The sequence below is a fragment of the Reichenbachiella carrageenanivorans genome, from assembly GCF_025639805.1.
Lineage (GTDB): Bacteria > Bacteroidota > Bacteroidia > Cytophagales > Cyclobacteriaceae > Reichenbachiella > Reichenbachiella carrageenanivorans.
On the sequence record NZ_CP106735.1, the window covers coordinates 1791562 to 1817509 of the forward strand.

The following is a 25948-nucleotide window of genomic DNA, read 5'->3' on the forward strand; positions in this document are numbered from 1 at the left end:
ATTATTGTGGGTGAATACCTCCTCCTTTCCATTCTCCTGTTACTAACCATATTTCATAGAAAAACAGCCACAAGGAAACCCAAGGAATGATGTAGTCAACTATTAGTTTTTTTGAATTAAATTCTTTTGCCTTAGGAAAAAATAGGCAAAGGCTTCCATCCTTATATAGGTGCTCTGCCTTCTTTCCATTTACTTCCATTTTTATTTTAGGGTTTAAAATGAGTATTTTGATATTATCTCGAAATCTATACTTGATTTCATAGCTGTACCAGCAGCTTCTGGGAGAGGGTTTTAGTTGCCCTCTGGCTCTCAGGTAATTCTTATCTAAAAAAAGATCACACTCAGGAATTTTTGACTTCAATGCTGCTTCCTGAAGGTGTATTGGAATATCTTTAATCTCCATAGAATGTATTTGGTTTTATTGGAAGACTTTCTTCTGATTCTTTACCGACTATGATACCCGAAGGGAGTATTCCTAGTCCGTTACCTCTCCTGTGATTTACCGCATTAGCCTTCGCCTCCATAGCCTTAATGTATGGCTCTTCACCGAACAAGCCTTTCATGAGTTTACTTTCGTCCACTATGTCATGAGATGCTTTTAAATCTCGCCAATCAATACTAAGCTGTTGAATAAAGGCAATAAAGTGTCTATACAGTTCAGGTTTGTCTTCCCACATATCTGCGAGATTCTCTTCGGGGTTTACAGGGTTAGGGAGTTTAAATGGTTTGTTGGGATAAAGTGTTTCGATATGATTTCGTATCTGCGTTAAGATTCCTTCAAACGTTTCAGAAATGGATGATTGCCCTTCATAAAAATGCGCTGCCAATGTTGTAAGGACTATGCTAGTTGGTGCATTTTCAAGTTGTTCATTGAAGTAGATGTTTCTTCTCATTTTTATCAATTGTACAGCCCTTTGAAGTGGCTTCTTCTTAGCATATTCTTCGATTTCAGTTTTGCTAGCTGAAAAGGCTTCTTCAAGAAACGTCAACTGAACCCTATTAGCGATATCTAGAAACCATGCCTGATACCCTCTTGGACATGACCTTAACCATATTTTTTGCTTTTGATCAGGTATATCAATCAGGTTTTTATCATAAACTACAACCATACACCCTGGAACAACGTCAAGGTGAAAGTCTCCTTTATAATTCAGTCTAACACATCGAGATTTAGACTCACTCATTTTTTGATAGGTCTCATTTTCGTTAAGTCTACGAACCACTTCATTAAAAATAGTTTGAGGTTCGTAATTTGAGGACAGCAATTGGATGTGGATAATTACATCCAAGTCAAACTCTGACTTACCTATTGGTTTCGTGGTAGTCCCAATGGATACTGACCCTTGAGGGTATATTTCGATCTCCGCATCTTCAAAAAAATCTGAATCTTCACTGAGCCACTTGCTTATTGCTTCATAGGCACTTTTCAATCTGTTCCAGCGAGTTTGATCTAATTCTGCAGCCTCTGCCATTTTGGCCAAGGTGTCTTCAAGTTGTGTGTGTGAATCTGATGTGATTAACATGGCATTACTTTTAATTAAACAAAATTTTCCTTTCTTTACTTACATAATGCTCAAAGTGTGACACTTCGATCCTGTCACACTTTATACATTTTATCTTATATAGATGGAGAAAGAAAAAGAAGTGTCGTTTCAAAATGTTAATGACGAAGAGTTGTTCTTCTATATGGCGTGTAGAGATGAAGATCCTACTACTGCTGACTTGGCCTTTAATGAGTTTTATTCGCGTTTCAAGAATTACACTTTTTCAGTGTGCAGGGATTTTTTTATTAGTAGAAATCGATTTGACGAAGAGGATTTAAAAAGTTTTTTTCACAATGTGTTCTTGAAAATATATGATAAAGCCGGCGAGATTTCAATTGATAGCTCAGTGCCTAATGATGAAAAAGAATTTGTTATTCTAAAAATAATTAGTCGCTTTGTGAATTATGAAGGGTTAACCTATTTAAAGAGTTCTAAAAATTCCTCTTTGGAAATAAGCTATACGGACGATTTATTAAATGATGTTCCAGAAGAAGGATTATCTGAGTATCAGTCTATTGAGAGAAAAACATTAGAGAATGCATTGGCCTCGCTGAGTGATCGAAATAGATTCATTTTGCTGGATTTCTACCGACATGAAAACATAAATTCCGAAAAGGCTAATTGGACTCCTCCACAGACATTAACTGAAATGTGCAACTACTATGATACAACCAAACAAGCCCTTAGAAAAATTAAAGAACGGGCATTGAAGAAAATAATTGAGTACGTTGATCAATCAGAAAAGTTAAAAGTAGTTAAATAGATAAATCATGGAAAAATTTAACAAACGACTGACCAAATCTCTAGTGGAAACAGGTAATCTTGTTCCGTCTACAATCGAGGAGATTAAGATTTATCTGAAGAGTAATAAAATTGAGCAGTTGCCTGAACAGTTTGAGCTCAATATTGATTCAAGATCAAAAAGAGCCGAGTATAAATATAATAACCATCAAGAAAATTATTCAGGTACTGAAGAAAATCTGGCTCAAGCTGCAAGAGAAGGTCGAGAAGTTCCTACCGATATAAAAAAGAAAATGGAGAATGACAGGAAGAACTCTAATCCAGAAATCTAGGAAGGAATTTATCGAAGAACTTGCTGAAAGTGTTGCAGAGGATTACTGTCCAAAGAATGTAATTCAACCAGAAATAATTGCTGATGAAAATGGTATTACCTATAGCTATAATAATTATGGGCTATGTTTTGATGGAATGTTAGAACACAGGTTTGGTAAATTTCATATCTATATAAGCTTAAATAAAAGATTAGTTCATGAAACTTCAGCACGTGCGAGATTTACATTTGCCCACGAACTTGGTCACTATTTCATAGACGAGCATAGGATAAGCTTAAAAAATGGTAAAACACCATCTCACCCAAGCTACACCAATTTTCAATCTAAAAACCCAATCGAATTGGAAGCTGATCTATTTGCTGCGTGTCTGTTGATGCCAAAATCAAGATTTGAAGAATTATCCACTGGGCAGATCTTTAGTTTTAACCTCGTTGACATGATAAGTAAAAAGTTTAATACGAGCTTATCTGCTACCTTGATTCGTTATGCTGCCATCGACAACAATCATCCCATTTGTATAATATGTTCTCAAAATGGCCGGGTAAAATGGCATAGGACAAGCAGTGACTTTGGCTTTAAATATCTAAAGGGATATGATGAAAACATATCTCCATGGACTGTTGCAGGAGAATACTTTACAAAAAAGATTAAAAGAACATCAGACAAAGAGGAAGTTGAAGCAAAAGAATGGTATAAAATTGGCGAGAACTATAATAGGATGCTGTATGAAAAATGTATTTATGCGGATGCACAGAATTTGGTAATGAGTGTTCTTTGGGAAGATTAGCATAACAGGAATTCTTCAAGCTATTGACCATTATTGTCTAATTACCATAGTTTCTGCGACAATCGATCGTCTAACCTATAGATATCATCAACGGCATCGGTTAGAAAATAGGAAAGATTATAGATTTTCCTCCAGGGTATTCTATTGTTTCTAATTCATCTAAATCATTTGATTTTATTTGAGGTTTGGTTTGGCCTACCTTCAATTTAATATCAAATCTTATCTGATCTATTTTACATTCCCCTTGTGAAATGATTTTCAGAAACATGTCAAAATGAGGTTTTGTCAACTTCAATTCTTTATTACTGAATGGTTTTCTTCGCCTGCCTTTGGAAAAGTAAATTCTATTGTTCTTGTCAAGAACAGCATTATCAATTATGATCAATTCATTTGGTTTGATAGCGCAATCGTCATTTAATGACATAGAATCTACCATGACAATAATATCATTGTATAACGTAACCAAGTCCTTTACAGGGAGACCATTATGAATAGTCAATGCTTTAATCGGATGACCCACATTTATTGAATAGCTTTTTGTGGAAAAGGTAAGGAAGTCAGATTGGTTTTTGACTTGGTCAAAAGTCGTGAAATTAATTTTTTGCTCGTAATCTAGGATAGCTGATTTCCATTGACTAAGAAATTCTTCACCGTACCACCACCTAGAGCCAAAGGCGAGATGAGAGTAATTGGTATTTTCCCCATAATAGAGGCCATGATTGATGATATCAAAATCTCTTGAAGTCAATTTGTTTTCATTAGCTATATGAAGGAAGCCTTCAAAATATGGAGCAGCTATAAAGTATTGTCCCGTCGTGGTTGTAATGATGTAGGAGTCTTCTTTGAAATTGTCAATTTGATAGAACATTAAAACGTTTTTTTTGTTTTAGTATTTATCAAAGGAAAATCAATGCCATTATATGGAATGGTATTGATTGTACATATCTCTGTAGACATCCATCATTCTTGTTCTCTTATTTTTATTAACTGATGAATTTAGCAGAACAGCAAAGTGTTCTCTCAGCCGGCTATCACCCATTTGGAGATTGGCATGATAGAATAGCTCATTTATCGATTCCATTTCATCGAACATTTTGATTAATGGGAATTTAATTTTTGGCCTGTTTATCTCATACCAAGTTTTGTCATAGAAATAGTCATAAATAGGTTTACTACAATATGGGCTTTTGATTCTTTTTTCAAAAGCCAGCCCGATTTGTTTCAGTTTTTCAAATTGATCAGTCGAGTAGTCCTTAAATATTGACCTCCTATATTCTTGATTTAATTCAAGCGTCTTTTTATAATGAATTAATGCCTCCTTATTTAACAAAAAGTGATCGTCTGATTCATAACCAGTTAAAATGACCTTTTCTTTTACGTAAGGCATTGAGGCAAGAAACGGATACAAACATTCAATATAGGTTTTCTTTTTACATTCATATTTTGTCATCAATTCCTTGATTAAATCTAGGTTAACTTCAGCCCATAGTTCAATACCCACAAAGTTGCAGTTGAGCTTTCTCGAAATTTTCTCTGAGGTTTTAAAATCAGTTGAGAGTTTGCCAGGTAAAGAAAAGGAATAAACAGTCACTCTTTTTTTAAGTCTCAACAACCCAAAAAGAACAGCGCAAGAATCAATACCACCACTCATAAATAGACCAATTTCTTGTTCGCCCTGGCAATCAACTTTCAATTGATAAATAAACCTATTGCGAAGATCAGTGATATCAATTTGTTGATTTAGCATGATTTCTGTAAAGTTTATGGAGCTCTTCTAAAGCCTTGTAAATAACTTCTTGATTCGACTCAACAATTGATCTGTATTTGTTTAAGAAGTCCTTTAAAAGGTACTGTTTGCCTTTATCAAAGGCCGTATGTTTGATGTCCCAACCTAAATTGTAATAGCGCGAATAGTAATATCTTTTATTGCTACGCTTTGACTCAGGTTTAGGGAATTGGTTATAATCGGATTGATTTGTTAAGTTCTTGAAAACAGTCATTAAATCTTCCTTGTCAGTGTTCACTACAGCATCATCTTTTGATGAAGTAGATGGATTATTAATGGGTTTCAAATATTGTTCTTTGACGATTGACACCAGATGTGCCATTAGAACAGGAGGCACGGCTCTTCCAATCATTTCTTCAGGATCAGATTTACCATAGTTATAGTCATGAGGCCATGACCCTGCTCTTTCTAGTTCAGCAAGAGTTAAATGCCTTGGTTGATTATAATGATACATCGGTGCATTAGGAATGACGGTCGGAATGACCTTGCTTGCACTCACTTTATTTTTATTATACCAATGTTGTTTAGGATGTACCTTGGCAAAATTATTACCTGGTTCGAGTTGGTTCCATAAATCTTTCACCTGTTCACTTGTAATCCATTTTACCTGTTGTGGATTGACTTCTTCAATTTCCCGATAAGGAATAGGTTTTTCAGTCGATCGTAAATCAAGTTTTGGAAGAACTGATTTCAATTGATCTAAATAAACTTTAGTGTGATCTGTTTCATTGTCAAACATACTGTAATCGATCACTGCGTTTGAATCAATACTATTATCAATTCGAGGTGCTAAGTCTTTTCTTACCGCAATAAAGAATACTCGTCTTCTTTTTTGAGGCACCCCAAAGTTGCTGGCATCCAACAAATAAAAATTAACAAAGTAACCTGCCGCATCAAATGCTTTTAAAACGGGTATCATATAATTCAATTTTGACTTACCGATGATCAACCCTCTGACGTTTTCTGCGATGATAATTTTTGGCCTTAATCTTTTGGCTAGATTAATGAAATCGAAGAACAACTCTGACACTAATTGTTTTGGTGTATTTGCTGTATACTCAATTTCTTTCCCCCAATTTTTCTCTCGCTTACCATTTGTGGAGAATGTTTTACATGGTGGGCTCCCATCTAAAATATCGAGTTCATGTAATTCTTTTGGATAATCGTCCCATTTAACAAAGTCCTGAATCATTTCAGTGTATGAGTACTTTGGGTTCATGTTCAAATTATAAGTATCATTCTTTTTTTTGTCGAATTCTAAATTGGCCACAATATCACACGAGGCAAGTTTATAGCCCATTGAGCTGCCACCCCCACATGAAAATGTACTCATTACTTTAGGGAGAGTACTCTTGTGCCCTTCTACTTGCTTATTTACATCAGACAAGTGCCATTCATATGAGAATTTATGAAAGGATTCAGCTTCCGGAATTGTTTCTGTTTTTTCAGTTTGACAAACGGTATCTTCGTACCCTTTTTCAATAACTGGGGAAACCTTGTCAAGGTGAATAATGGTCTTTGATGGAAGATCACTTTTGATTGCTAAGTAGCCAACAAACTGTTTGTCTTTGTAAAAGGGTTCGACATGGTCAAACATATCAAGCAGTTCGAGGTTTTCAGAATTTTTGAAGGGTACTAGTACATTTTCGAGTGCAAGTCGCTTATTGAGTATTTCATCTTCAGAATAGCCCTGCTTCTTTTTATAGCAATAATAGTTATCCATGAAGAGCTTATTGGTTTGTGCCGTTTCACCCAATATTTTTTCAGTCAAGATGAGAATCCCTCCAGGAACTAAACCATCATAAATTTTCTGAATAACGTGTTTACGGTGAATTGGCCTGACAAACATCAATACCCAAAGCATGAGTACAACAGATGCATTAGAAACAGTTTGATTATGCACTAGATCATTGCTAAGTACTTTGACTCTTGAACTATGTTTGACGATCTTTTTCATGGCCTGTTCTAGCATATCTGCAGATTCATCAATTCCGATCAAGTTGGTTTTGTCATCAACCAGCTTTTCAATATTCAAAAGAGTTGTTGCAGTTGAACACCCCAAGTCATAAATATTAGTATTGGGTTTTGCGAATTGTTGGACAATTCGAGCAACATCTTCCTGTATACTTTCATAGCCAGGAATACTTCTGGATGCCATGTCATCAAAGACTGTGGCAACTTCATTTTTGAATGCAAAAGGTTCTTCTTTTGATTCTTTAAACACTTCGTCTTTTTTCATATTGAAAGTTTTTAATATTCGAATAAATCGAAGATGGTTAAGCTTGTTGGGTTGCCATATAGAATGCATTTGGGTTGCTTTTACGTTATGCTCTATGCCTGCACACGCATAGGTATTACTCAAAATTTCATATTGATTTTGCCTTCCAAAATGGAATGAAAAATGAAGCTTTTAGATGACCTCTGAATCATTGTTTTCAATTGACAACAATTCCATCAGTTCAATTAATTTATTCATCTAAGCATCGTTTAAGCCATTGGCTGACGGCCAATGGATGAACTTATGCTACTGGCTAATTGTGAATTGAAATTAGGTTAGCCTAACATTCTAATGTGATCCATATTCAATAGTGAATAATTCAATCTCTACCCTATATTTTATTCAATTGGTAACCATTCCATGGAATTAATGAATTCATTACCCTACATCAATAGTCTAATCAAAAATTCTATTATAACTATATAATTATCTGCCTGTCCCTCCCATCCATCAATATCTAGTCAAGTTTTACAAAGGATCAGTTCCTATTTATTATTGGATCTGACAGGATTTGTTTTAAACAAAACACGATCTGCTGATATAATAATTGAATTTAAAAATTATTAAAAATGACAGCAGACAATAGGATTATCCTTCCACCATATTTTACAAAGAGCAGGATTCAAGAATTACAGAAATTATTACCTAAGCACGTGGATAGGGTATTACTATTTTATAGTTATTTGATGTATAATTATTTAGCAATAGCCAGACGGGAAAAATATGATTATGATGAGTACCGTCTCACCAAATTTATTTCGGTGCACAGCGAGAAGCTAGCAAAAATATTCGGAAGAACAGAATATAGAACCATCTTATCAATTTTGAAGAATGAAGGGCTTCTAGAAATAAATGAATCCTATCATCAGGCGATTTCAACTAGTAAAATTCATATCAGTGGAAAAACCAAAGAGTACAAAATACCTAGTAGACTTTTGAATCATACTTTTAAGAAAGGATGGATAAAATACGAGTTGACCGATGCTAAATCTATAAATGCAAAAAGCAACTTTGTCAATTTCCTAAGGAGGAGCAAAGAAGATAATATCAAATTATGTGAAACAAGTAAAAATGTTTTACTTGAGTCTCTCAAAAAATTAGACTTATCCTTTTTACCAAAAGGTGATTTTTATGATAATTTCACTGGGCCTGGCATGGATAACTTTGGCAAGAGAATTCACTCTGTACTTACAAATTTGAATAAGAAACTGAGGCCATTAATAAAGTATTCTGATTCTAATGAAACGCTTGTTGAAATTGATATTAGAACAAGCCAAATATATTTCCTTGCAAATCTATCAATAGATTGGATGTTTAAGGTTCTTCGGCCACAGGATGCTGTAAAGTTCGAATCTACTATCCAGAAACTTGAAAAGTGTGAGGGCTTCAAATTATTCCGAAAGGATGTATTATTTAGTGATGTTGATATCTATTGTCGATTCGGTGAGGAGTTTGAGATAGAAAGATCAGACGCTAAAAATCTAATCTTTTCGATTTTGTTCAGTTCTCCATATGGAGATAAAGGTAGTGAGTTTGATTGCTTTGAGGAAGCATACCCAGGTCTGCTCGATATTTTGAATCAAATAAAGACAGAAAAAATCAACAGTTCTACTAGTAACAAGAGACACAGCAATTTAACATTGATCTTACAAAGAATGGAAAGTAATTTAGTACTTGACCAAGTAGTTGAAGAAGCAGCTAATTATGATATTACGGATTTACTTACCATACATGACTCTTGGTTGGTTAAAGCATCAGAGGCAGATAAGTTCATCGCAATTGCAGAAGGTGTATTTGAAAGGGTCTTTGGTAATTCGCCAAATCTGACAATTACTCAATTAGAAGACACAAAAAAGGAGCCCTCAAAAATTGAAGGCTCCAAAGTTGGATAATTAAATCTCAAAAAAGAGGCTACTGGCTCTAGGCTGCTGTTGCGTTGATCATCCTTTTCAATTCATTTCGAGACAAGGTTTTATCCTCCTTGCTCGATTTAGAATTTTCTAAAATGTTCAATAATAAATCTACCATTCCACCAGAGGCTTGAGTAGCATTTGATTTGATTTCTTTTTTGTCATTCATGATATTCAAAATTTAGTTTAAAACATTTGATTACCAGACAATTGTAACCATCCACTCAATGCATGTCAATGGAATGATGAAAAATATGAGGACCGTTGGTCTTAGTTGACTTTTTGAGTTCTGATCAACTGACCAAAACGATACTCTTCAATCTCAATTAACTTTCCTGTCTCAGAATAGTAGCGCCATTCACCGACTTGTAACCCACCGTTGTACTTTTCGCTTTGCCTCATAGTTCCATTCTCATCATAGTATTTGACCTCACCATGTAATTGTCCTTGTCTGTACGATGCATCCATTTGCAAATGTCCTGTCTCATAATACTTTATGTATCTATTAATCTGACCATGTTGATATGTTGCTTCTGTTTTCTTGTTTCCACTCTCGTAATAGAATGTGCAATGTCCATCTTGTTTGTCTGGATCAATAGAGGTTAAATACCCTTCAAACTGTTTAGTTCCATCTGAATAATAATCAATCACCATACCCGTCGGCTTACAGGAATTGTCAAACGTTATTTCTCGTTTATAGGTAATGTCTCGATAATCGATGACTGATTTCCATTCTTCATCATAGAACAAAACAAATGATCCTACCCGACAACCATTTACATAGTTACCACCTCCTATCACTTCACCGTTTTCATTGAATATTTCACTCAAACCATTTGCAACACCATTGTTTATAGTTTGACTATATAGCTTTTGACCATCTTCGGTATAGCTGACTTGCAAGCCTTCCGGAACCAATTCCTTAACCCTTCTATTGTAGATCAGCTCTTCATAAGAAGTAGTATTTCCATTAACCGCAAACTGTTCTTTGATATAAGAACCACTATCAGTTTTGTATTGTAATGACTTTTTTGAACCATCGTCATAAAAGTTAGCTATTCGTGAAAATACAGGATCTCCGACTACAGCATCAAATTCCAATATCATTTGACCATTTTCGGCATAACCTTTCCAGACCCCAGATTCTTCACCGTTAATCATTTGGCCCGTTAATTTAATTGTTCCATTGGCATGGTATAAGGTTTTAATTCCTTCCTCTTTTCCATTGACCACTTCGTATTCAGCTATCAGATTGCCATTTTCATCCCAATCTTTATTGGTGCCTGTTATATGGTTAACTGATTTCTTGACTCCATTTCGGTGATAATTGATTGCATAAACTCCAGTGCCATTTTCATAATTGACCTCTTCTCGAAGGGTGCGGGTTCCATTGCTACAATCCCAAGATTTATCCCATCCATGCTTTTTCCCATCTTTCCAATTAGATTCACCAATGAGTTGACCGTAGCATGCTCTTTGAGATTCGTCAGGCATGAAGTAGTAGATTTTAGTCATGCCATGACTTTTTCCATCTTTAAAATTTTTCTCTCGAATTAGATTCCTAACAGCATCAAATTCTTTGTATGTGCCATGTTTACGATAAGGAGGCTCGTCGGTAGTAGTGTAAACCTCATGAAGTTTAGTCTTACCATAATCATAATAAGTCTCAATAGTACGTTGACCAAATAATTGATGGGTTACTATAATTAATAATAGAACCGAAATGTAATGTTTGAATTTTAAGCTCATTTTATTGTTGATTATGAGCCCTGAGGAACAAAGAGCAGGAAAATTGATTGTTAAAAAAAGAAGGGCGTGAACCTCAGCTGAATTTATCACTAGCAAGGTATCGCCAAACACCAAGAGAAAATAAAACAACAGTCAGTAACACGCCCTAGGCGGGCGCGTTTCCCAACGGTTTCTTTTCTCATTTAAAATTTGGCGATTTTAGCTAGTAAGAAACGTTAGCAACGCAATTCTTTATATGTCTTTAGAATATATCTATTTCATAAATTCCATTTTGTCCATTTTATAACAAATCAAATTTAACCATTAATTGATAAAACGTATTATTATATAAATGGATTTGTGCTTGGGTATGAATTGTACAATTCTAATTCAAATATCATATTTAATTGTAAATAATTGCAATATTCTAAGATAGTGGTTTGATTTGACTCATGTTAAAGGTCGCAGAAATCGAATTGATCTATAGGTCAAAAGTGAAAGCTTCTGATCGAGTGAAAGTCTGCTGTTCATCCGATGCTTATAATGTATTCAAGCAATATTGGAACAAAGACAATCTAGAGTTGTTAGAGGAATTTAAAATCCTTCTATTGAATAGAGCCAATAAGTGCTTAGGTATATATGATATGTCTAGGGGAGGAGTAGCAGGTACAGTAGTTGACCCTAAATTACTATTTACTTCGGCTTTAAGGGCTGCCGCCTCTGGAATAATTATGTGTCATAATCATCCATCAGGAAGCCTTACGGCAAGTAGGCAAGATATTCAACTAACGAAGAAAATGAAGGCAGCGGGATTGTTATTAGATATCAATTTGTTAGATCATATAATTATCACATCGGAGGGCTATTATTCGTTGGCAGATAACTTCGATTTTTAAACGGATTCGTTCAAAGTTTTTAATTTGACCTTGTATAGTCTTCTAACTGTGGATGCTATATATTTTTTACCGAATCGAGTTTTCATACCTATCAGATTGAGTTTGTCAGAGATTTCTTGAAAGGTCATATCATTTTGACGATAGGCATAAATCATTTCCATTGCTTGAACATTGGCTTGATTGTTCAATGCATTTCTCTTTCGAACTTCCATGCCTTTGTATATAGCAGCCTTAGTTAGGTTCTCAGGCGTACCCATTTTGTCACCTCTTTGTTTTTTGATTTGTAAAGCTCTTCTAGTTCTCTCAGAAATCAATTCTCGTTCATGCTGAGCCAGTACTGCCATAATACCTACTGTTAAGGCATTAGCATCAGGCATATCTACAGCTCTAAATTCAACCTCCGAATCTCGTAGTTGAAATATAAAAGCAGCATTGCGTGACAACCGATCAAGTTTAGCAATTAATAGAATGGCTTGGTTTGATTTGCAATAGGCTATTGCTTCTTGAAGTTTGGGTCTATTGTTGTTTTTACCAGACTCCACTTCAATGAATTCCTTTAGAATAGTATCATTTGTAGAAATAAAGGATCGAACCATAGATTTTTGGGCTTCGATTCCAAGACCAGACCTACTCTGGTTGTGAGTTGAGACTCTGTAATATGCTACATGTTCCATGTCTTGAATGTATCTTTCGATAAAACAAACCAAAACTGGTGGGTAGCCTACCAAAAAAATCATTTTTTAAACCACGGTTTGTAAAATGATATATTTCTTCAAAACGTGATATGGTACATAATCTAGTAGTCGACTATTAGATTTTGTGACCGCGTGTAATCTAGTAGACAACTACACAGGTGAATTCGTAAATATGGATTAGCAACAATCAATGGGCGCCCAAATTGATTATTGACACAGACAGTTGTTACTAGTTGTCGTTTGTAGTTATGAATGAGAAAATGTCTTTTTTTAAGTAGTAAATAGGAGAATTTGGAACTCTATTTAACCTTGTAAAAAAACCTCTCTTCTCATGGCGCTTGACTGTATCAACACTACATCTCAATATTTCAGCAGCTTCTGGGAGGTACACAAATTCCTTATCCAACTCCTTAGATGCATTATTTGATTTGTCTAGTTGTGGTAGCCTTTCTAACAGCTCTTTTGTCTCTTTCAATTCTTGTTGTAAAATCTCTGTCAATTCACTTTTAAATTCTACCAATTCTACTTTGATAACACTTTTTACATCTTTGGCGATTGCCTCGTTAAACTTGCTCATAATCTTGAATTTTTCGTTTTAAATAATTTATAATTCAAAGATGAGTTTGAATTGACTCAAAATCCATATACAAAAAGTGTCTATTATTTTTCGCTATATTTCGCGTTTTTGAGCAATTGAAGGCTGTTTTGTATGACAACTCAATTAGTCCATTTTTAAAAGGTGTCTTGGCTATGAGTCACTTATTTGACTCACTTTTGACTTGTTTTCAATGTAGCGCTGAAATTGGGAATGCTGAATGTCTCCAGGTGGTCTCAAAAATGTCAATAAATCATGTTCATCACGTAAGTCAGGATTCTTTTTAATTGAATCATCAATATGGATCATAAGTTTAGTGATAAAATTTTCGGTAGTGTGGAAATACCACAATGTGTTTTGGTATAGAGACAATTCTAATGAACGAGCATAATGCTCGACCAATCTCATAAATGCATAGAAGGTATTTAGTGACTCCATTATGAATATGGCATCTGAGTTATCATTTTCTATATCCATATCGTTAAACAACAAATGTGCTAAATTGAAATAGTTGAGTGGATCAGCTAGAAAATTTGTTCTTTTCTTGTACCTAATCTTGGCGCTCTTAAAATTTTCACCTTCAACAGATGCTTGTTTTGCGAATTCGTCAAATTCTATTTGCCCATTTTCAACTTGTTTGAAAAGGTACTTGTACTTGCGAGTAGGTGTTTTTTTTGGTTCTTTATCTTCGAAAATCATTCTGCTACTCGGAAATAGATCACCCAAATCGACTAGATCATTTAATTTTTTGAATGGTTCGTAGGTCTTATCAAAATGACTTAGAGTGGCAAGCTTTGGTGACCACCATCTTTGTAGGAAAAGCATAGCGTTATAGGCGATAGCCTGGGAAGGTGTATATCTATAAAACCTCAGAATCCGAGACAATTTAAAATCTGGCAAATCATTTTTATAATCTTGCGTTTCAATTCTAATCATATCGGAAATTGCTCGCATTTCTTCCTGCCCATCGGGGGACTCTTCAATGTGTTTTGGGTTCTCTAATAATTTAAGATTGCTCCTTTTGCACCAAGAGCTCATAGTTTTTGATTTTCCTTCTTTGTAAGTGATGTATATATAGAAGGGCACTCTTGAATTATCAATAATAGAATTTTCAATTTGTTGCTCATCTTTAATCTTATTGTTGAGCTGTTCAATTGACCAATTGCAATGTTTGACGTGGGACTCATTTTCAGGCTTTAGACTTTTATAGTATTCTTCGAATACAATTCTTTGTTTCGCCATGTCAATAATTTCCTGCTTTGATTCTCTGACCTCTTTGGGGTGATTCTTTCCACCTTTAAATTTGTATTGAATTTTGGGAGGATCGTTTGTTATCATTTTAAATATGCTTTTCTGAGAAAAGCAATTTACCAAATCTTATCGAGTTCTCTATGGACTGATAAGTTGAGCAGTTTAGCATATTCTTGTGTCTGTTGTAATTTTTTATGCCCCATTAAACCCTGAACAACTTCAAGACTGACACCTCGGTTTAGCAAAGTGGTTCCAAAAGAATGTCTACTTGAATGAAATGCCAGACGTTTATCAATTTTGGCCAACTTAGCAATCAATTTCAACAATCGGTTTTCATGTTCATTAGAGTAGGAATTAAAGAAATATTCGGAATTCGGAGTTAGTCGATCATACTTTTGTAAAAGCTTCTTTGGCATGCCTTTAAAGAGCTTGTGGAGAGGAAGGTTAAGTAAGTTTTCTGTTTTTTGCATTCTTATTTCAAGGTTCCAACTTCCATCTTCAAGTTTGACAATGTCTTTTTTTCTTAGACTTGCAATATCAGAGAACCTTAAACCCGTATATACGCCGAACATGTATATGTCTCTAGCCTTGTCTAACTCGGGATCGCTTTTCAAATCAAGATTTTCAATACGTCGAATTTCATCCTCTTGAAGAAATATCTTTTTTGATGGAACTGACTTTACCTTGAATTTCAAAAAGGGGTTCTTTCGCATATCAATATGTTCCTTTGCTATTGCGAGATTGACAAATTTCTTGAAATTCTTAAATTCTTTGGCGATTGTATTTCTATTGGTGATGCCTTGATCAATCAAAAATCTCTCAAACTTGCAACATAAGTCATAATCGATCTGACTGAATACTAGGTTTGGGTTGAACTCTTTAATCTTGTTATAAAAAACTCGTTGTTGTCTGATAGTCCCACTTCTTAATGTACTGTGATTCAGTTCATAATCAACAAACTCAATGAACGTCATTTTAGACTTGCCATTCAAGTGGAATTGTTCGAGCATATCAAGCGTACATTCTCTATCACGCTCGGTTAAGGATATCTCATAATCTTCAAATTCACCTATCCTTTTCTCAAGAATTCGGTTGAGTGATATGTACTGTGCATGATTGTTATTGATCTTCCTTTTCTCCTTATTCCATTGCTTGGGTTCTATTTTTATTTCGGAGCTCAGATACTTGTATTTACCTCCTTTATAGGCTCGAATCTGAATTAGGGCCTTTCCATCTTTACCAATTATCTTTTTCCGGTTATATACCAGGCTGTATTCTATCATAATTTTATATTTTAAGTACTCTAGTCAATAATTGCTATTTGACTACACAACTCAAAATTATTATGACCAAACGGGTACAACACACGGTACAACTTGGGTACAACTTTTTTGCTTATAGTTGCTTTAATGTGCGTAGAGGTACATGGCCTAAAAATGGTAGAATGGACGATTAATGTGGTGTAGGGACAAAAAAGGGCTGAATCCGTTAGAATTCAACCCTAGTTTGTGACCTTGTCAGGATTCAAACCTGAAACCTCCTGAGCCGTAATCAGGTGCTCTATTCAGTTGAGCTACAAAGCCAAATTAATTTGTACTCGCGACGGATGCCACGGTTCAAATATTTATGCAAATATAGTTGAGTCTATTATTTTGTCTCAACCATTTAAAAGTATTTTTAATAAAAATAAGGAGGCCGTTGCCGTCCCATAGTATTTGATCACCAACCAGCGATTTTGTATGTCATGCCACCAGAGTACTACCCATGGTCTGTATGCCAATCCGATAAGGAGACACACAAATGAAGCATAATATAGGAAGGAAGTGATATGTTTTGTCGCTTCCAAAGCGCCAGATTACAGCGAACGTTTGATTTCTCTTTGCTCGAATCCTTCGATCACATCACCCACCTTGATATCGTTGAAGCTTTTGATCGAGATACCACATTCGTAGCTGTGTTTCACTTCAGACACATCGTCTTTGAATCGCTTCAATTGTCCGATTTCACCTTCGTAAGTCACGATACCGTCTCTAATCAATCGAATGTTGTTCGAACGTTTCACATATCCGTCAGTCACATAACAGCCTGCTACAGTACCTACCTTAGATATTTTGAATACTTCTCTCACTTCTATGTTACCCGTGATGACTTCTTCTACAGTAGGAGCCAATAGGCCTTCCATAGCGTCTTTCACTTCGTTGATTGCATCGTAGATGATCGAGTATAGTCGGATTTCTACTTCGTCAGTTTCGGCAATTTTCTTAGCTCCTCCAGATGGGCGAACTTGGAAACCAATGATGATCGCATCTGAGGCAGAAGCAAGCAACACATCAGATTCTGAAATCTGCCCCACACCTTTGTGAATGATGTTTACTTGTACTTCTGTGGTAGATAGTTTCAATAATGAATCAGACAAGGCTTCTACAGATCCATCCACGTCACCTTTCACGATCACGTTCAATTCTTTAAACGAACCGATTGCCAAACGACGACCAATCTCATCCAAAGTAATGTGCTTCTTAGTTCGGATGTTTTGTTCTCGTTGTATTTGCTCGCGTTTAGTCGCAATTTCACGGGCGTCGCGATCAGATTCCATGACATTGAACTTGTCTCCTGCTTGTGGCGCACCATCTAGTCCTAGCATTTGTAGTGGGGTAGAAGGACCAACTTTGGTTAGTTTTTTGCCTGTGTGATCAAACATGGCCTTTACCTTACCGAAGTAAGATCCAGCCAATACCACGTCGCCCACATTCAATGTGCCCGACTGTACCATCATGGTGGTAACATATCCACGCCCTTTGTCCAAAGATGCTTCAATGATCGAACCGACTGCTTTCTTGTTAGGATTCGCTTTTAGTTCCAAGACTTCGGCTTCGAGCAATACTTTTTCAAGAAGGTCATCGATACCTTGTCCTGTTTTAGCAGAGATTTCTTGACACTGGTATTTACCCCCCCAGTCCTCTACTAGTATATTGTTGGCCGACAATGCTTCCTTAATTTTATCAGGGTTAGCATTAGGCTTATCTACTTTGTTGATTGCAATAATGATCGGAACACCAGCTACCTGGGCGTGATTGATTGCCTCTTTAGTTTGTGGCATCACGTCATCGTCTGCTGCTACTACGATGATTACAATATCTGTAATCTTGGCACCCCTCGCTCTCATGGCGGTAAAGGCTTCGTGACCAGGTGTATCAAGAAAAGCAATTTTCTTGCCCGACTCGGTGGTTACGTCATAGGCGCCAATGTGCTGGGTGATACCACCTGCCTCACCTGCAGTTACTTTAGAATCTCTAATGTAATCGAGCAAAGAGGTCTTGCCGTGATCTACGTGTCCCATAATGGTGACAATCGGAGCACGGTCGATCAATGATTCTTCTGAATCTTCTTCTTCGGCTACATCTACTTCATCGTCTTGTGTGGTGAAGTCTACGTTGTATCCAAACTCATCAGCAATGATGGTGATCGATTCAGCATCGAGTCTCTGGTTGATAGACACAAACATGCCCAAAGACATACAGGTTGAAATGATGTCGTTGACAGACACGTCCATCAAACTAGCCAAGTCATTAGCGGAAACGAACTCAGTTACTTTTAGTATCTTAGATTCTTCCTGTTCTTGCATTAGCCTTTCTTCTTCGGCATCTGCTACGGCGGATCGTTTTTCTTTTCTGTATTTAGATCTGCTTACACCAGAGTTGGTATTTCCACCGCTCAGTTTGGCAAGTGTGGCTTTGATCTTATCTTGAATTTCTTTGTCGGTCAATTCTTCTTTGACGACTTTCTTTTTGCCTTTGTCGAATCTGCCTCCTTGTGCTGGTCTTGCATTTCTAGGTCCACCGACTTCCTTCTTAGACGTGCTGATACGTTTTCTAGGGCGCTTTTTATCGCCAGACGTGTCAGATGAAGCTACAGGCTTACCTTTGTCTCCTCTACTTGGAGCTTTAGGCAATTCGATTTTACCTAATACTTTGAGTCCTCGTAGAGAATCCGCTTTGGCTTCGATGGTTTTGTTTTCTTCTTTTACGACAGGTGCTGGAGTTTCGTCTGGTTTAGCTGGCTCCTGTTTAGGAGCAGGTGTAGGTGTTTTTTCTACTGCCTTTGGTTTAGCTTCAGTTTTGGCCTCTGTTTTTTTAAGGGCTTCTTCCTTTTTAGGCTCTTCTTTCTTTGGCTCTTCTTTTTTAGGTTCTTCTTTTTTAGGTTCTTCTTTTTTAGGTTCTTCTTTTTTAGGTTCTTCTTTCTTCACCTCAGGAGCTGGCGCTTTTTCTTCTACCTTAGGAGCTTCCTCTTTCTTAGGTTCTTCTTTTTTCTTGGCGCCATCAAGATCAATCTTACCGACTACTTTGAAACCTTGAAGTTTTGGGCTGTCTACAGATGACTCTTCTGTTTTTGCAGTTTCTTCAGGCTTCTCTTCCGCAGCAGGAGCGTCTTCTACGGGAGCAGTATTGTCTGTAATAAGAATCTCTTCTTCTTTGACGGGCTCTTCTTTTGCCGGAGTAGCTTCGGCAGTGATCACCACATTGTCGCCAGATTTGGTGCCAATAGTGAGACCGCTGGCCTCTTCCTTCTCATGTGCAGAATCGGCATATTCTTTTGCCAGTATCGCATATTGATCCGGAGTAAGCTTGGTGTTGGGGCTCCGCTCTATCTCATGCCCCTTGCTAGACAAGAATTCTGCGACGGTATCGATACCGACATTTAGTTTTCTTGCTGCCTGATTGAGTCTTATCATTTTACCTTCAGCCATAGTCAATTAAAAAGTATTCTTCTGATTTTAATAATCAGTTATTGTTCAAATTCTTGTTTTAAGACACCCAATACATTATTGATGGTCTCTTCTTCCAAATCAGTTCTTCTAAGCAATTCTTCAGTAGAAAGTGACAATACACTCTTAGCTGTATCCAAACCGATTTTTCTCAATTCGTCGATTACCCAATCTTCGATTTCGTCGGTGAATTCCGCCAAGGCTACATCTTCTTCCTCTAGTCCGTCTAGTTCTCTGAAGACGTCTATCTCCATGTCTACTAGTCTACTGGCTAGTTTGATGTTTTGTCCACCTTTTCCGATAGCCAAAGATACTTGGTCGGGCTTGAGGTAAACAGACACTCGCTTATTCTCTTCTTCGATTTTGATGCTTGTAATTTTCGCTGGACTTAGTGCTCTAGTGATATAGAGATCCAAGTTGTCAGTGAAGTTGATCACATCAATGTTTTCATTTTGTAATTCACGCACAATGCTGTGAATTCTTGACCCTTTCATGCCCACACAGGCACCTACAGGATCAATTCTGTCGTCGTAAGACTCTACTGCTACTTTAGCTCTTTCTCCTGGCTCACGAACCACTTTTTTGATGGTGATTAATCCATCATAAACCTCTGGTACTTCACTTTCGAAAAGTCTTTCGAGGAAAGTAGGAGAGATTCTAGATAAGATAATTCTAGGGTTGCCGTTTACGATCTCTACGCGATCTACAATGGCTCTTACCGAATCACCTTTTCTATACCTGTCTTTGCTGATTTGTTCTGATTTAGGAATCGTCAATTCGTTTCCGTCTCCATCGATCAGCAGAACTTCTCTACTCAAAGTTTGATATACTTCGCCTGTGATGATTTCACCTACGAGATCTTTATATTTTTGAAATAGAATGTCTTTTTCTAGGTCTTTGATTTTTTGAATTAAGGTCTGACGTGCAGTCATTACCATTCTTCTACCAAAATCAAGCAGTTTCACTTCTTCAGCTACTTCTTCGCCAATTTCGAAATCGGGCTCTATTTTTCTAGCCTCGGTCAGACTGACCTTGTCATGATCCCAGATGTCTTCTGAGTTGTCATCCACAATTTCTCTAAACCTCCAAATTTCAAGGTCACCTTTGTCAGCATTGATAATGATGTCAAAATTGTCATCATATTCAAACTTCTTTCGGATCATAGTTTTGAATACATCTTCGAGTATTCTTATCATCGTAGGACGATCTACATTTTTGCTTTTTGCAAAATCCGAAAACGACTCTATTAATACAGAACTATCCATTTTATTATTTGAATGAAACTAGAACAATAGTTTTATTTATTTCCTCAAAATTAAGGACTTTGGACTCAGTAGTTTTTTTCTTTTTGTCTATCAAAACTTCTAATTCGATGGACTTGTCATCTACTTTGGTGAGTTGACCTTCCACTAGGGAGTTGTCATTCAAAGTCACTTTTACATTTTTGCCAATGTTTTTGACATACTGTCTGTTCAGTTTGAGTGGGTGATCTAACCCTGCTGAAGAGACTTCTAATGTCAGCGGTTCGTCCAGATCAATTTCTTCATCAATAAAACGAGAAACTTCGCGGCTTACCTTAGAACATTGTTCGATCGAAATCCCATGATCGCCATCGAGCAATACAATGACTTTCCCAACTTGGGCGTTTCCTTTTTTGATGATATCCACTAAAAACAGGTCGTCCTGTTCTGCAAGGATACTTTCAACAAGTGTTTGTATTTTATTTACGATGCTCTCAGTCACAATTTCTACCATAAAAATAGGGGACTCAAGTCCCCTCATTCCTGAAATCTATATTTCGAATGCAAATTTAGATGAATAATCCGTCAAAACAAATATTTGCTTGATTAATGGGCTGTGGAGTAATCAAGCAGATCTAAGTAGAAGATAAGGGGCATTGGTACATTCTTTATAGGGTTTGAAAGTTTGGCTTTTCGGCTCTAATCGTTGGGCTTAAAGTAAAGGACTTTATATTTTCAACTATAAATAGGGCTTTGTTTGCCGTGTGGGAAAATCCAATTTTTCTACTACTTACCACTAAGCCTGATCGGAACGTTTTACTTTTGTAGAAAGTTGATCTGAATTTTATGAAAAACATTGAAACTCAAATATTGATAGAAGCACCTGTGGAAGTGGTGTGGCGCGTGTTGATGAATTTTGAAGCGTACCGAGATTGGAATCCATTTATCACTATAGAAGGGGAACCTGTGTTGGGGAATAAGTTAGATGTGATTATTAACATGGATGGAAAGAAAAACTTTTTTAAACCTAAAGTAGTCGTGTGTGAAGAAGGTCGCCAATTTGAATGGATGGGCAAAATCTTGCTGAAAGGTCTTTTTGCAGGCAACCATTATTTCAAACTCCATCCAGTTACTGAATTCCAGACCCAACTGATACATGGTGAAAACTTCTCTGGTCTTTTGCAAGGCCCAATTATGAGAAAGATTAGAGAAAAAACGATGCGTGGATTTGAAACGATGAATATTGCTATGAAGGAGTACTCGGAGAATCGTGTGATTTAGTATGCGTGCATAACTAATTGATCTATTCCTTTCGAAATTGGGTGGCATCCTGTATAATTGAAAATTAAACAGCAGCAATCATGTCGACATATGCCCAAGTTTTGCTCATTGCAATCCCTTTTTTTATGGTATTGCTGGTAGCCGAATATCTCTATGGCTGGTTTGTGAAAAACCAAACTTTTCGAAGTTTTGATACCATATCCAGCCTGAGTTCAGGTATTACTAATACAGTCAAAGATATCCTCGGGCTCACCTTGGTAATTGTGGGATATACGTGGATGTATGAGCATATGGCGCTGATGCATATCAAAGCTACAGTTTGGGTATATCTGATAAGTTTTATTGCTGTAGATTTTGCGGGATATGTCAAGCATTATATGGCACACCATTTCAATTATTTTTGGAATGAACATGTGATTCATCACAGTAGTGAGGAGTTTAATTTGGCCTGTGCCTTGCGGCAATCCATTTCCACTTTCTTTAGTCTCCATGCTTTTTTACTGATCCCTGCGGCTATGCTGGGTATGCCACCTAAGGTGATTGCGACTATAGGTCCATTACATCTTTTTTTGCAGTTTTGGTATCATACGCGTCATATTCCAAAGTTGGGGATTTTAGAATATATCATCGTAACGCCTTCCCAGCATCGAGTACATCATGCGATCAATAAAGAGTATTTGGATAAAAATATGGGACAAATTTTCCCATGGTGGGATCGGATGTTTGGCACTTTTCAGGAGGAGATGGAGGAAGTGCCGTGCATTTATGGTACTAAAAAGCCAACAGCGACATGGAACCCTATACTGACTAATTTCCAGCATTTATGGATACTGATGCAAGATGCTTGGCATACGAAAGATTGGAAAGCTAAATTTACTATTTGGCTAAAGCCAACAGGATGGAGGCCTGCAGATGTGATCGAAAAATATCCAATAGAAGGGGTCATAGATGATGCTACCATGCAGGTGAAATACGAGACTGAGGCATCTAGGGTGCTACATGTTTGGTCGTGGGCGCAATTGGTGCTTACACACGTGTTTTTACTGTTTATGTTGGTCCATTTTGAATCTATTGGTTTCCCAAGATTGTTTATTTACGGTGCTTTTCTTTTTGTTCATATCTATGCTTATACGACTTTGATGGATGGCAGTCGCCTCGCCATTTTGGTGGAAGCAATCAAATGCTTTGGTGGCATCTATTGGATTTTGCAGTCTGGTGATTGGTTTGGGCTGAATGCTTACTGGTCTGCAGGATCTGTTTTGATGATGATTTATTTGGTGCTGTCTTTGATGGTTACGATTGGGTTTTCTTTATGGGAGCTAGGCGCTGATCGCAACAAGCAGGTGCTGGCCTGAATAAATATCTAGTCAGATCAGTGTTGTCTTAAATAGAACCATAACTTTGATTGATAATGAGCGATATTCAAACCAGAGCTGATATTGATCGATTGCTTTATGATTTTTATCAAAAAATAATAAAGGATGAAGAAATAGGGTATTTCTTTACCGAAGTGGTGAAGCTGGATTTGATTCATCACTTGCCTAAAATTGCTGATTTTTGGGAGACTACACTTTTTCATCAGGTTAAATACAAAGGCAATCCGATCGCGCCGCATTTAGCGATGAGTCAAAAATCTCCAATGACTAAGGCGCATTTTGATCGGTGGGTAACTGTGTTTTGTGAGACCGTAGATGGCTTGTTTGCAGGCGCTATGGCTGAAATGGCCAAACAACGGGCGCAGTCTATTGCTACTGTGATGCATATTAAGATTAAAACCTCCTTGAACTTTTGAGTTTGCCTTTGCGGGTGTAGTATTTCCAAGTACCGGTGGGTTCGCCTTTTTCGTAGTGCTCTTCTGCGGCTATTTTTCCATTGTCGTGGTAGGAGGTCCATGTGCCTTGAGGGAGACCGTTTTCATAATTTTCTTTGAGCTGTAATTCTCCATCGAGGAAATAAATGTTGCGTGTGCCAGTGCCTTTAGATAGGGTGCCTTTAGGCAATATTTCACCTTGTATAGAAAAGTAATCACTCACATCTATAAGTAAGCCGTGTTTCCAGTTTTCGTCTTGGATGAGTTGTTCGTTTTCATAAAAATGACCCCACAACCCATTTTTCATATCGGCTTGATAGACGCCTATAGAGTTTAGTTTGCCAGACTCGTAGTAGTCGATCCATTGGGCGTCCTTTTGGTTGTTTTTGTATTTACCTTCGGATAAGAGAGCACCCGATTCATAGAAAAATTTCCAAAGCCCTTGCTTGTGATCTGCTTGATAGTCGCCTATGGAAAACATGACGCCATCTGGCGACATACTCACCCAAGTGCCAGTTTTTAAACCTGCTTTATAATGACCTTCTACGCTGAGTGTACCGTCTTTGAAGTATTCTTCATATTTACCATCAAGGAGGCCGTTTACATACTGAGCTGCTAGTGTTTTGTTTTTGTTGTAGTGATATTCTTCTACCGTGCCATTGAGCAATCCTGATTGATAAGGTTCTATTCTGGCTATTCTTCCATTGGCATGAAAGTAAGTCCACGTGCCAACGGGTAAGTCCTTTTGGTAGTGTTTTTCAAAATTTTTACTGCCTATTGGCGAATATTCTGTCCATACACTGTCTTTTTTGCCTAGTTCATAATAGCCCGACAGTGCAATTTGCCTATTGTCATAATATTCAAAATAAGACCCGTCTAATACGTCGTCTTTGAAATGGGAAGAGGTGATGATTTCGCCATACGGATCATAAGTGTTGTAAGGACCTTGCTTTTGACCATCTTCGAGGAGAATGGCTTCAGCTATGGTATTGTTTTGAAATTTATACCAAACACTATCAGGTTTGCCATGATCGTAGTAGCCAGTCACAAGCATTCCATCCCATCTGCGATGAAACTGCCATTGGCCTTCTCGCTTGCCTTGGTAGACTTTCCCTTTGGATCGAAAGGAAGTGTCAGCGACTACTTCTTTATAAAAATCCTGTGCTTGAGAAAGCATCGGAGTTAATAAGATCACCAATATGTAGAGCGTACATTTTTTCAAATGCATAGTATGACTAGTCGTTTGACACAAAGCAAACAATTAACGGGATGGCTTTGGCAATTGTTGTAAGAAATTTTACCAACGGATAAGTGCAGAAGCCCAAGTAAACCCACTACCAAAAGCCGCCAGACAAACCAAATCACCATCCCTTATTTTTCCTTCTTGCAGGGCTTCGCTTAGCGCGAGAGGTATAGAAGCTGCTGTGGTGTTTCCGTATTTCTGAATATTGTTGAATACGCAGTCGTCGCTGAGGTTTAGTTGTTTTTGGATATACTGACTAATACGTAAGTTGGCTTGGTGGGGGATTAGCATGTCAATATCATCTGCCTGAAAGCTGTTTTTTTCTAGCGCTTCTTGTATGACTTGCTGAAATCGTACCACAGCGTGTTTGAAAACAAAGTTGCCATTCATATATGGATAGTAACGGATGTCTTCTGGGTCATTTCTTTCGATATAGTTGGGTATCCAGTCGGTAGTAGCGGGGCCTATCAATGCTAGTTCTTCGGCATGTTGCCCTTCGGAGTGGAGGTGGGTAGATAAAATGCCCTTGCCCGCCTCGTCTGTGGCTTGCAAGATAGCTGCTCCAGCCCCATCTCCAAAGATGACCGATACACCGCGTCCTCGGGTGGTCATATCAAGGCCTCCACTGTGTACTTCACTGCCTACTACAAGTACGGTTTGATACATGCCCGTTTTGATGAATTGATCTGCTACAGAGATGCCATAGACAAAGCCCGAACATTGATTTCTGATGTCGATTGCTCCGATTTCTTTTTTGAAGCCAAGTTGCTTTTGTAGCATTACCCCTGGGCCTGGGAAGTAATAGTCTGGACTGAGTGTGGCAAAAACAATAAAGTCGATATCGTCTACTACTACACCAGCTTTTTCGATCGCCATACGGGAGGCTTTGGCTGCCATAGTAGAGGTGGTGTCTTCACCACCTGGCACGATGTGTCGCCTTTCTTTTATGCCTGTGCGCTCCTGAATCCAAGCGTCGTTGGTATCCATGAGGGGTTCTAGTTGTTGGTTGGTGACTATGCGGTCTGGTACATAGTGCCCCATGCCTATGATTTTTGCACTTTTCAT

Annotated in this window: 24 protein-coding genes and 1 tRNA gene; 8 read left to right on the top strand and 17 right to left on the bottom strand. The window is 37.3% G+C overall.

The features are described 5' to 3' along the window. Nucleotide 1 precedes the first annotated feature (1 nt). Nucleotides 2–403, bottom strand: coding sequence for a hypothetical protein (locus N7E81_RS07205; RefSeq protein ID WP_263052615.1), 402 nt, complete (start codon nucleotides 401–403; stop codon nucleotides 2–4). Next, complete coding sequence (locus tag N7E81_RS07210; protein ID WP_263052616.1) at nucleotides 393–1523, bottom strand: nucleotidyltransferase domain-containing protein; 1131 nt, start codon at nucleotides 1521–1523, stop codon at nucleotides 393–395. Before N7E81_RS07210 ends, N7E81_RS07205 begins: the two co-directional genes overlap by 11 nt. Before the next feature lie 103 nt (nucleotides 1524–1626). Between N7E81_RS07210 and N7E81_RS07215 the strand changes: the two genes are divergently transcribed. From N7E81_RS07215 to N7E81_RS07225, 3 genes are read left to right on the top strand one after another with little or no spacing between them, the layout of a single operon-like run. Next, nucleotides 1627–2307, top strand: coding sequence for a sigma-70 family RNA polymerase sigma factor (locus N7E81_RS07215; RefSeq protein ID WP_263052617.1), 681 nt, complete (start codon nucleotides 1627–1629; stop codon nucleotides 2305–2307). Between the two features lie 7 nt (nucleotides 2308–2314). Continuing rightward, nucleotides 2315–2617 (top strand): hypothetical protein, encoded by a 303-nt coding sequence (locus N7E81_RS07220; protein WP_263052618.1) that lies wholly within the window; start codon nucleotides 2315–2317, stop codon nucleotides 2615–2617. Further along, on the top strand, nucleotides 2586–3404 hold the full coding sequence (locus N7E81_RS07225; RefSeq protein WP_263052619.1) for an ImmA/IrrE family metallo-endopeptidase: 819 nt from the start codon (nucleotides 2586–2588) through the stop codon (nucleotides 3402–3404). The genes N7E81_RS07220 and N7E81_RS07225 overlap by 32 nt, the downstream gene beginning before the upstream one ends. A gap of 100 nt (nucleotides 3405–3504) precedes the next feature. Here N7E81_RS07225 and N7E81_RS07230 read toward each other — a convergent pair whose 3' ends face one another. Genes N7E81_RS07230 through dcm form a run of 3 tightly spaced genes read right to left on the bottom strand, consistent with a single transcriptional unit; the run spans nucleotide 3505 to nucleotide 7429 of the window. After that, nucleotides 3505–4272: a hypothetical protein gene (locus N7E81_RS07230; RefSeq protein ID WP_263052620.1), complete on the bottom strand. Its 768-nt coding sequence runs from the start codon at nucleotides 4270–4272 to the stop codon at nucleotides 3505–3507. A 48-nt stretch (nucleotides 4273–4320) separates the two neighbouring features. Further along, nucleotides 4321–5151 (bottom strand): asparagine synthase-related protein, encoded by an 831-nt coding sequence (locus N7E81_RS07235; RefSeq protein ID WP_263052621.1) that lies wholly within the window; start codon nucleotides 5149–5151, stop codon nucleotides 4321–4323. Then, nucleotides 5132–7429: a DNA (cytosine-5-)-methyltransferase gene (dcm, locus tag N7E81_RS07240; RefSeq protein ID WP_263052622.1), complete on the bottom strand. Its 2298-nt coding sequence runs from the start codon at nucleotides 7427–7429 to the stop codon at nucleotides 5132–5134. Before dcm ends, N7E81_RS07235 begins: the two co-directional genes overlap by 20 nt. Nucleotides 7430–8037: 608 nt before the next feature. Between dcm and N7E81_RS07245 the strand changes: the two genes are divergently transcribed. Further along, a complete protein-coding gene (locus N7E81_RS07245; protein ID WP_263052623.1) occupies nucleotides 8038–9360 on the top strand; it encodes a hypothetical protein in 1323 nt (440 codons plus the stop codon). Nucleotides 9361–9388: 28 nt separating this feature from the next. On the opposite strand, the gene N7E81_RS07250 is transcribed toward N7E81_RS07245, so the two are convergent. After that, the gene (locus N7E81_RS07250; RefSeq protein WP_263052624.1) at nucleotides 9389–9547 is read right to left on the bottom strand and encodes a hypothetical protein; all 159 of its coding nucleotides are present in this window, start codon (nucleotides 9545–9547) and stop codon (nucleotides 9389–9391) included. A 101-nt stretch (nucleotides 9548–9648) separates the two neighbouring features. Continuing rightward, complete coding sequence (locus tag N7E81_RS07255) at nucleotides 9649–11127, bottom strand: toxin-antitoxin system YwqK family antitoxin (protein WP_263052625.1); 1479 nt, start codon at nucleotides 11125–11127, stop codon at nucleotides 9649–9651. Between the two features lie 431 nt (nucleotides 11128–11558). On the opposite strand from N7E81_RS07255, the gene N7E81_RS07260 reads away from it, so the two are divergent. Continuing rightward, the gene (locus tag N7E81_RS07260; RefSeq protein ID WP_263052626.1) at nucleotides 11559–12002 is read left to right on the top strand and encodes a JAB domain-containing protein; all 444 of its coding nucleotides are present in this window, start codon (nucleotides 11559–11561) and stop codon (nucleotides 12000–12002) included. Here N7E81_RS07260 and N7E81_RS07265 read toward each other — a convergent pair. The 8 genes from N7E81_RS07265 to N7E81_RS07300 form a co-directional block, all read right to left on the bottom strand. Next, entirely contained in the window at nucleotides 11999–12739 is a 741-nt protein-coding gene (locus tag N7E81_RS07265) for a recombinase family protein (RefSeq protein WP_317624071.1), read from the bottom strand. The genes N7E81_RS07260 and N7E81_RS07265 overlap by 4 nt on opposite strands. A 187-nt stretch (nucleotides 12740–12926) precedes the next feature. Next, the gene (locus tag N7E81_RS07270; RefSeq protein ID WP_263052627.1) at nucleotides 12927–13274 is read right to left on the bottom strand and encodes a hypothetical protein; all 348 of its coding nucleotides are present in this window, start codon (nucleotides 13272–13274) and stop codon (nucleotides 12927–12929) included. A 171-nt stretch (nucleotides 13275–13445) separates the two neighbouring features. Next, on the bottom strand, nucleotides 13446–14630 hold the full coding sequence (locus N7E81_RS07275; RefSeq protein ID WP_263052628.1) for a hypothetical protein: 1185 nt from the start codon (nucleotides 14628–14630) through the stop codon (nucleotides 13446–13448). A gap of 29 nt (nucleotides 14631–14659) precedes the next feature. Then, entirely contained in the window at nucleotides 14660–15826 is a 1167-nt protein-coding gene (locus tag N7E81_RS07280) for a site-specific integrase (protein WP_263052629.1), read from the bottom strand. Nucleotides 15827–16052: 226 nt separating this feature from the next. Beyond that, a tRNA-Arg gene (locus N7E81_RS07285) sits at nucleotides 16053–16126 on the bottom strand. A gap of 272 nt (nucleotides 16127–16398) precedes the next feature. Then, nucleotides 16399–19290, bottom strand: coding sequence for a translation initiation factor IF-2 (infB, locus tag N7E81_RS07290; RefSeq protein ID WP_263052630.1), 2892 nt, complete (start codon nucleotides 19288–19290; stop codon nucleotides 16399–16401). Nucleotides 19291–19328: 38 nt separating this feature from the next. Next, nucleotides 19329–20573, bottom strand: coding sequence for a transcription termination factor NusA (nusA, locus tag N7E81_RS07295; RefSeq protein WP_263052631.1), 1245 nt, complete (start codon nucleotides 20571–20573; stop codon nucleotides 19329–19331). Nucleotides 20574–20577: 4 nt separating this feature from the next. Continuing rightward, nucleotides 20578–21090 (bottom strand): ribosome maturation factor RimP, encoded by a 513-nt coding sequence (locus tag N7E81_RS07300; RefSeq protein WP_263052632.1) that lies wholly within the window; start codon nucleotides 21088–21090, stop codon nucleotides 20578–20580. 305 nt (nucleotides 21091–21395) lie between these two features. Here N7E81_RS07300 and N7E81_RS07305 point away from each other — a divergent pair, with 305 nt between their 5' ends. From N7E81_RS07305 to N7E81_RS07315, 3 genes are all read left to right on the top strand, one after another. Then, nucleotides 21396–21830 (top strand): SRPBCC domain-containing protein, encoded by a 435-nt coding sequence (locus N7E81_RS07305; RefSeq protein ID WP_263052633.1) that lies wholly within the window; start codon nucleotides 21396–21398, stop codon nucleotides 21828–21830. 80 nt (nucleotides 21831–21910) lie between these two features. Then, complete coding sequence (locus N7E81_RS07310) at nucleotides 21911–23185, top strand: sterol desaturase family protein (RefSeq protein WP_263052634.1); 1275 nt, start codon at nucleotides 21911–21913, stop codon at nucleotides 23183–23185. Nucleotides 23186–23241: 56 nt separating this feature from the next. Beyond that, nucleotides 23242–23622 carry a group III truncated hemoglobin gene (locus N7E81_RS07315; RefSeq protein ID WP_263052635.1) on the top strand — a complete coding sequence of 127 codons (381 nt, stop codon included), beginning with the start codon at nucleotides 23242–23244 and terminating at the stop codon, nucleotides 23620–23622. Here the strand turns inward: N7E81_RS07315 and N7E81_RS07320 are convergent. Together N7E81_RS07320 and N7E81_RS07325 are read right to left on the bottom strand one after the other, a co-directional pair. Then, the gene (locus N7E81_RS07320) at nucleotides 23600–24868 is read right to left on the bottom strand and encodes a toxin-antitoxin system YwqK family antitoxin (protein WP_263052636.1); all 1269 of its coding nucleotides are present in this window, start codon (nucleotides 24866–24868) and stop codon (nucleotides 23600–23602) included. The genes N7E81_RS07315 and N7E81_RS07320 overlap by 23 nt on opposite strands. A gap of 69 nt (nucleotides 24869–24937) precedes the next feature. Beyond that, a complete protein-coding gene (locus N7E81_RS07325) occupies nucleotides 24938–25948 on the bottom strand; it encodes a 3-oxoacyl-ACP synthase III family protein (RefSeq protein ID WP_263052637.1) in 1011 nt (336 codons plus the stop codon).

Excerpts from the sequence above, each read along its gene's own strand:
- N7E81_RS07205 (WP_263052615.1), bottom strand. The coding sequence starts at position 403 with ATGGAGATTAAAGATATTCCAATACACCTTCAGGAAGCAGCATTGAAG.
- N7E81_RS07210 (WP_263052616.1), bottom strand. The coding sequence starts at position 1,523 with ATGTTAATCACATCAGATTCACACACACAACTTGAAGACACCTTGGCC.
- N7E81_RS07215 (WP_263052617.1), top strand. The coding sequence starts at position 1,627 with ATGGAGAAAGAAAAAGAAGTGTCGTTTCAAAATGTTAATGACGAAGAG.
- N7E81_RS07220 (WP_263052618.1), top strand. The coding sequence starts at position 2,315 with ATGGAAAAATTTAACAAACGACTGACCAAATCTCTAGTGGAAACAGGT.
- N7E81_RS07225 (WP_263052619.1), top strand. The coding sequence starts at position 2,586 with ATGACAGGAAGAACTCTAATCCAGAAATCTAGGAAGGAATTTATCGAA.
- N7E81_RS07230 (WP_263052620.1), bottom strand. The coding sequence starts at position 4,272 with ATGTTCTATCAAATTGACAATTTCAAAGAAGACTCCTACATCATTACA.
- N7E81_RS07235 (WP_263052621.1), bottom strand. The coding sequence starts at position 5,151 with ATGCTAAATCAACAAATTGATATCACTGATCTTCGCAATAGGTTTATT.
- dcm (WP_263052622.1), bottom strand. The coding sequence starts at position 7,429 with ATGAAAAAAGACGAAGTGTTTAAAGAATCAAAAGAAGAACCTTTTGCA.
- N7E81_RS07245 (WP_263052623.1), top strand. The coding sequence starts at position 8,038 with ATGACAGCAGACAATAGGATTATCCTTCCACCATATTTTACAAAGAGC.
- N7E81_RS07250 (WP_263052624.1), bottom strand. The coding sequence starts at position 9,547 with ATGAATGACAAAAAAGAAATCAAATCAAATGCTACTCAAGCCTCTGGT.
- N7E81_RS07255 (WP_263052625.1), bottom strand. The coding sequence starts at position 11,127 with ATGAGCTTAAAATTCAAACATTACATTTCGGTTCTATTATTAATTATA.
- N7E81_RS07260 (WP_263052626.1), top strand. The coding sequence starts at position 11,559 with ATGTTAAAGGTCGCAGAAATCGAATTGATCTATAGGTCAAAAGTGAAA.
- N7E81_RS07265 (WP_317624071.1), bottom strand. The coding sequence starts at position 12,739 with ATGATTTTTTTGGTAGGCTACCCACCAGTTTTGGTTTGTTTTATCGAA.
- N7E81_RS07270 (WP_263052627.1), bottom strand. The coding sequence starts at position 13,274 with ATGAGCAAGTTTAACGAGGCAATCGCCAAAGATGTAAAAAGTGTTATC.
- N7E81_RS07275 (WP_263052628.1), bottom strand. The coding sequence starts at position 14,630 with ATGATAACAAACGATCCTCCCAAAATTCAATACAAATTTAAAGGTGGA.
- N7E81_RS07280 (WP_263052629.1), bottom strand. The coding sequence starts at position 15,826 with ATGATAGAATACAGCCTGGTATATAACCGGAAAAAGATAATTGGTAAA.
- infB (WP_263052630.1), bottom strand. The coding sequence starts at position 19,290 with ATGGCTGAAGGTAAAATGATAAGACTCAATCAGGCAGCAAGAAAACTA.
- nusA (WP_263052631.1), bottom strand. The coding sequence starts at position 20,573 with ATGGATAGTTCTGTATTAATAGAGTCGTTTTCGGATTTTGCAAAAAGC.
- N7E81_RS07300 (WP_263052632.1), bottom strand. The coding sequence starts at position 21,090 with ATGAGGGGACTTGAGTCCCCTATTTTTATGGTAGAAATTGTGACTGAG.
- N7E81_RS07305 (WP_263052633.1), top strand. The coding sequence starts at position 21,396 with ATGAAAAACATTGAAACTCAAATATTGATAGAAGCACCTGTGGAAGTG.
- N7E81_RS07310 (WP_263052634.1), top strand. The coding sequence starts at position 21,911 with ATGTCGACATATGCCCAAGTTTTGCTCATTGCAATCCCTTTTTTTATG.
- N7E81_RS07315 (WP_263052635.1), top strand. The coding sequence starts at position 23,242 with ATGAGCGATATTCAAACCAGAGCTGATATTGATCGATTGCTTTATGAT.
- N7E81_RS07320 (WP_263052636.1), bottom strand. The coding sequence starts at position 24,868 with ATGCATTTGAAAAAATGTACGCTCTACATATTGGTGATCTTATTAACT.
- N7E81_RS07325 (WP_263052637.1), bottom strand. The coding sequence starts at position 25,948 with ATGAAAAGTGCAAAAATCATAGGCATGGGGCACTATGTACCAGACCGC.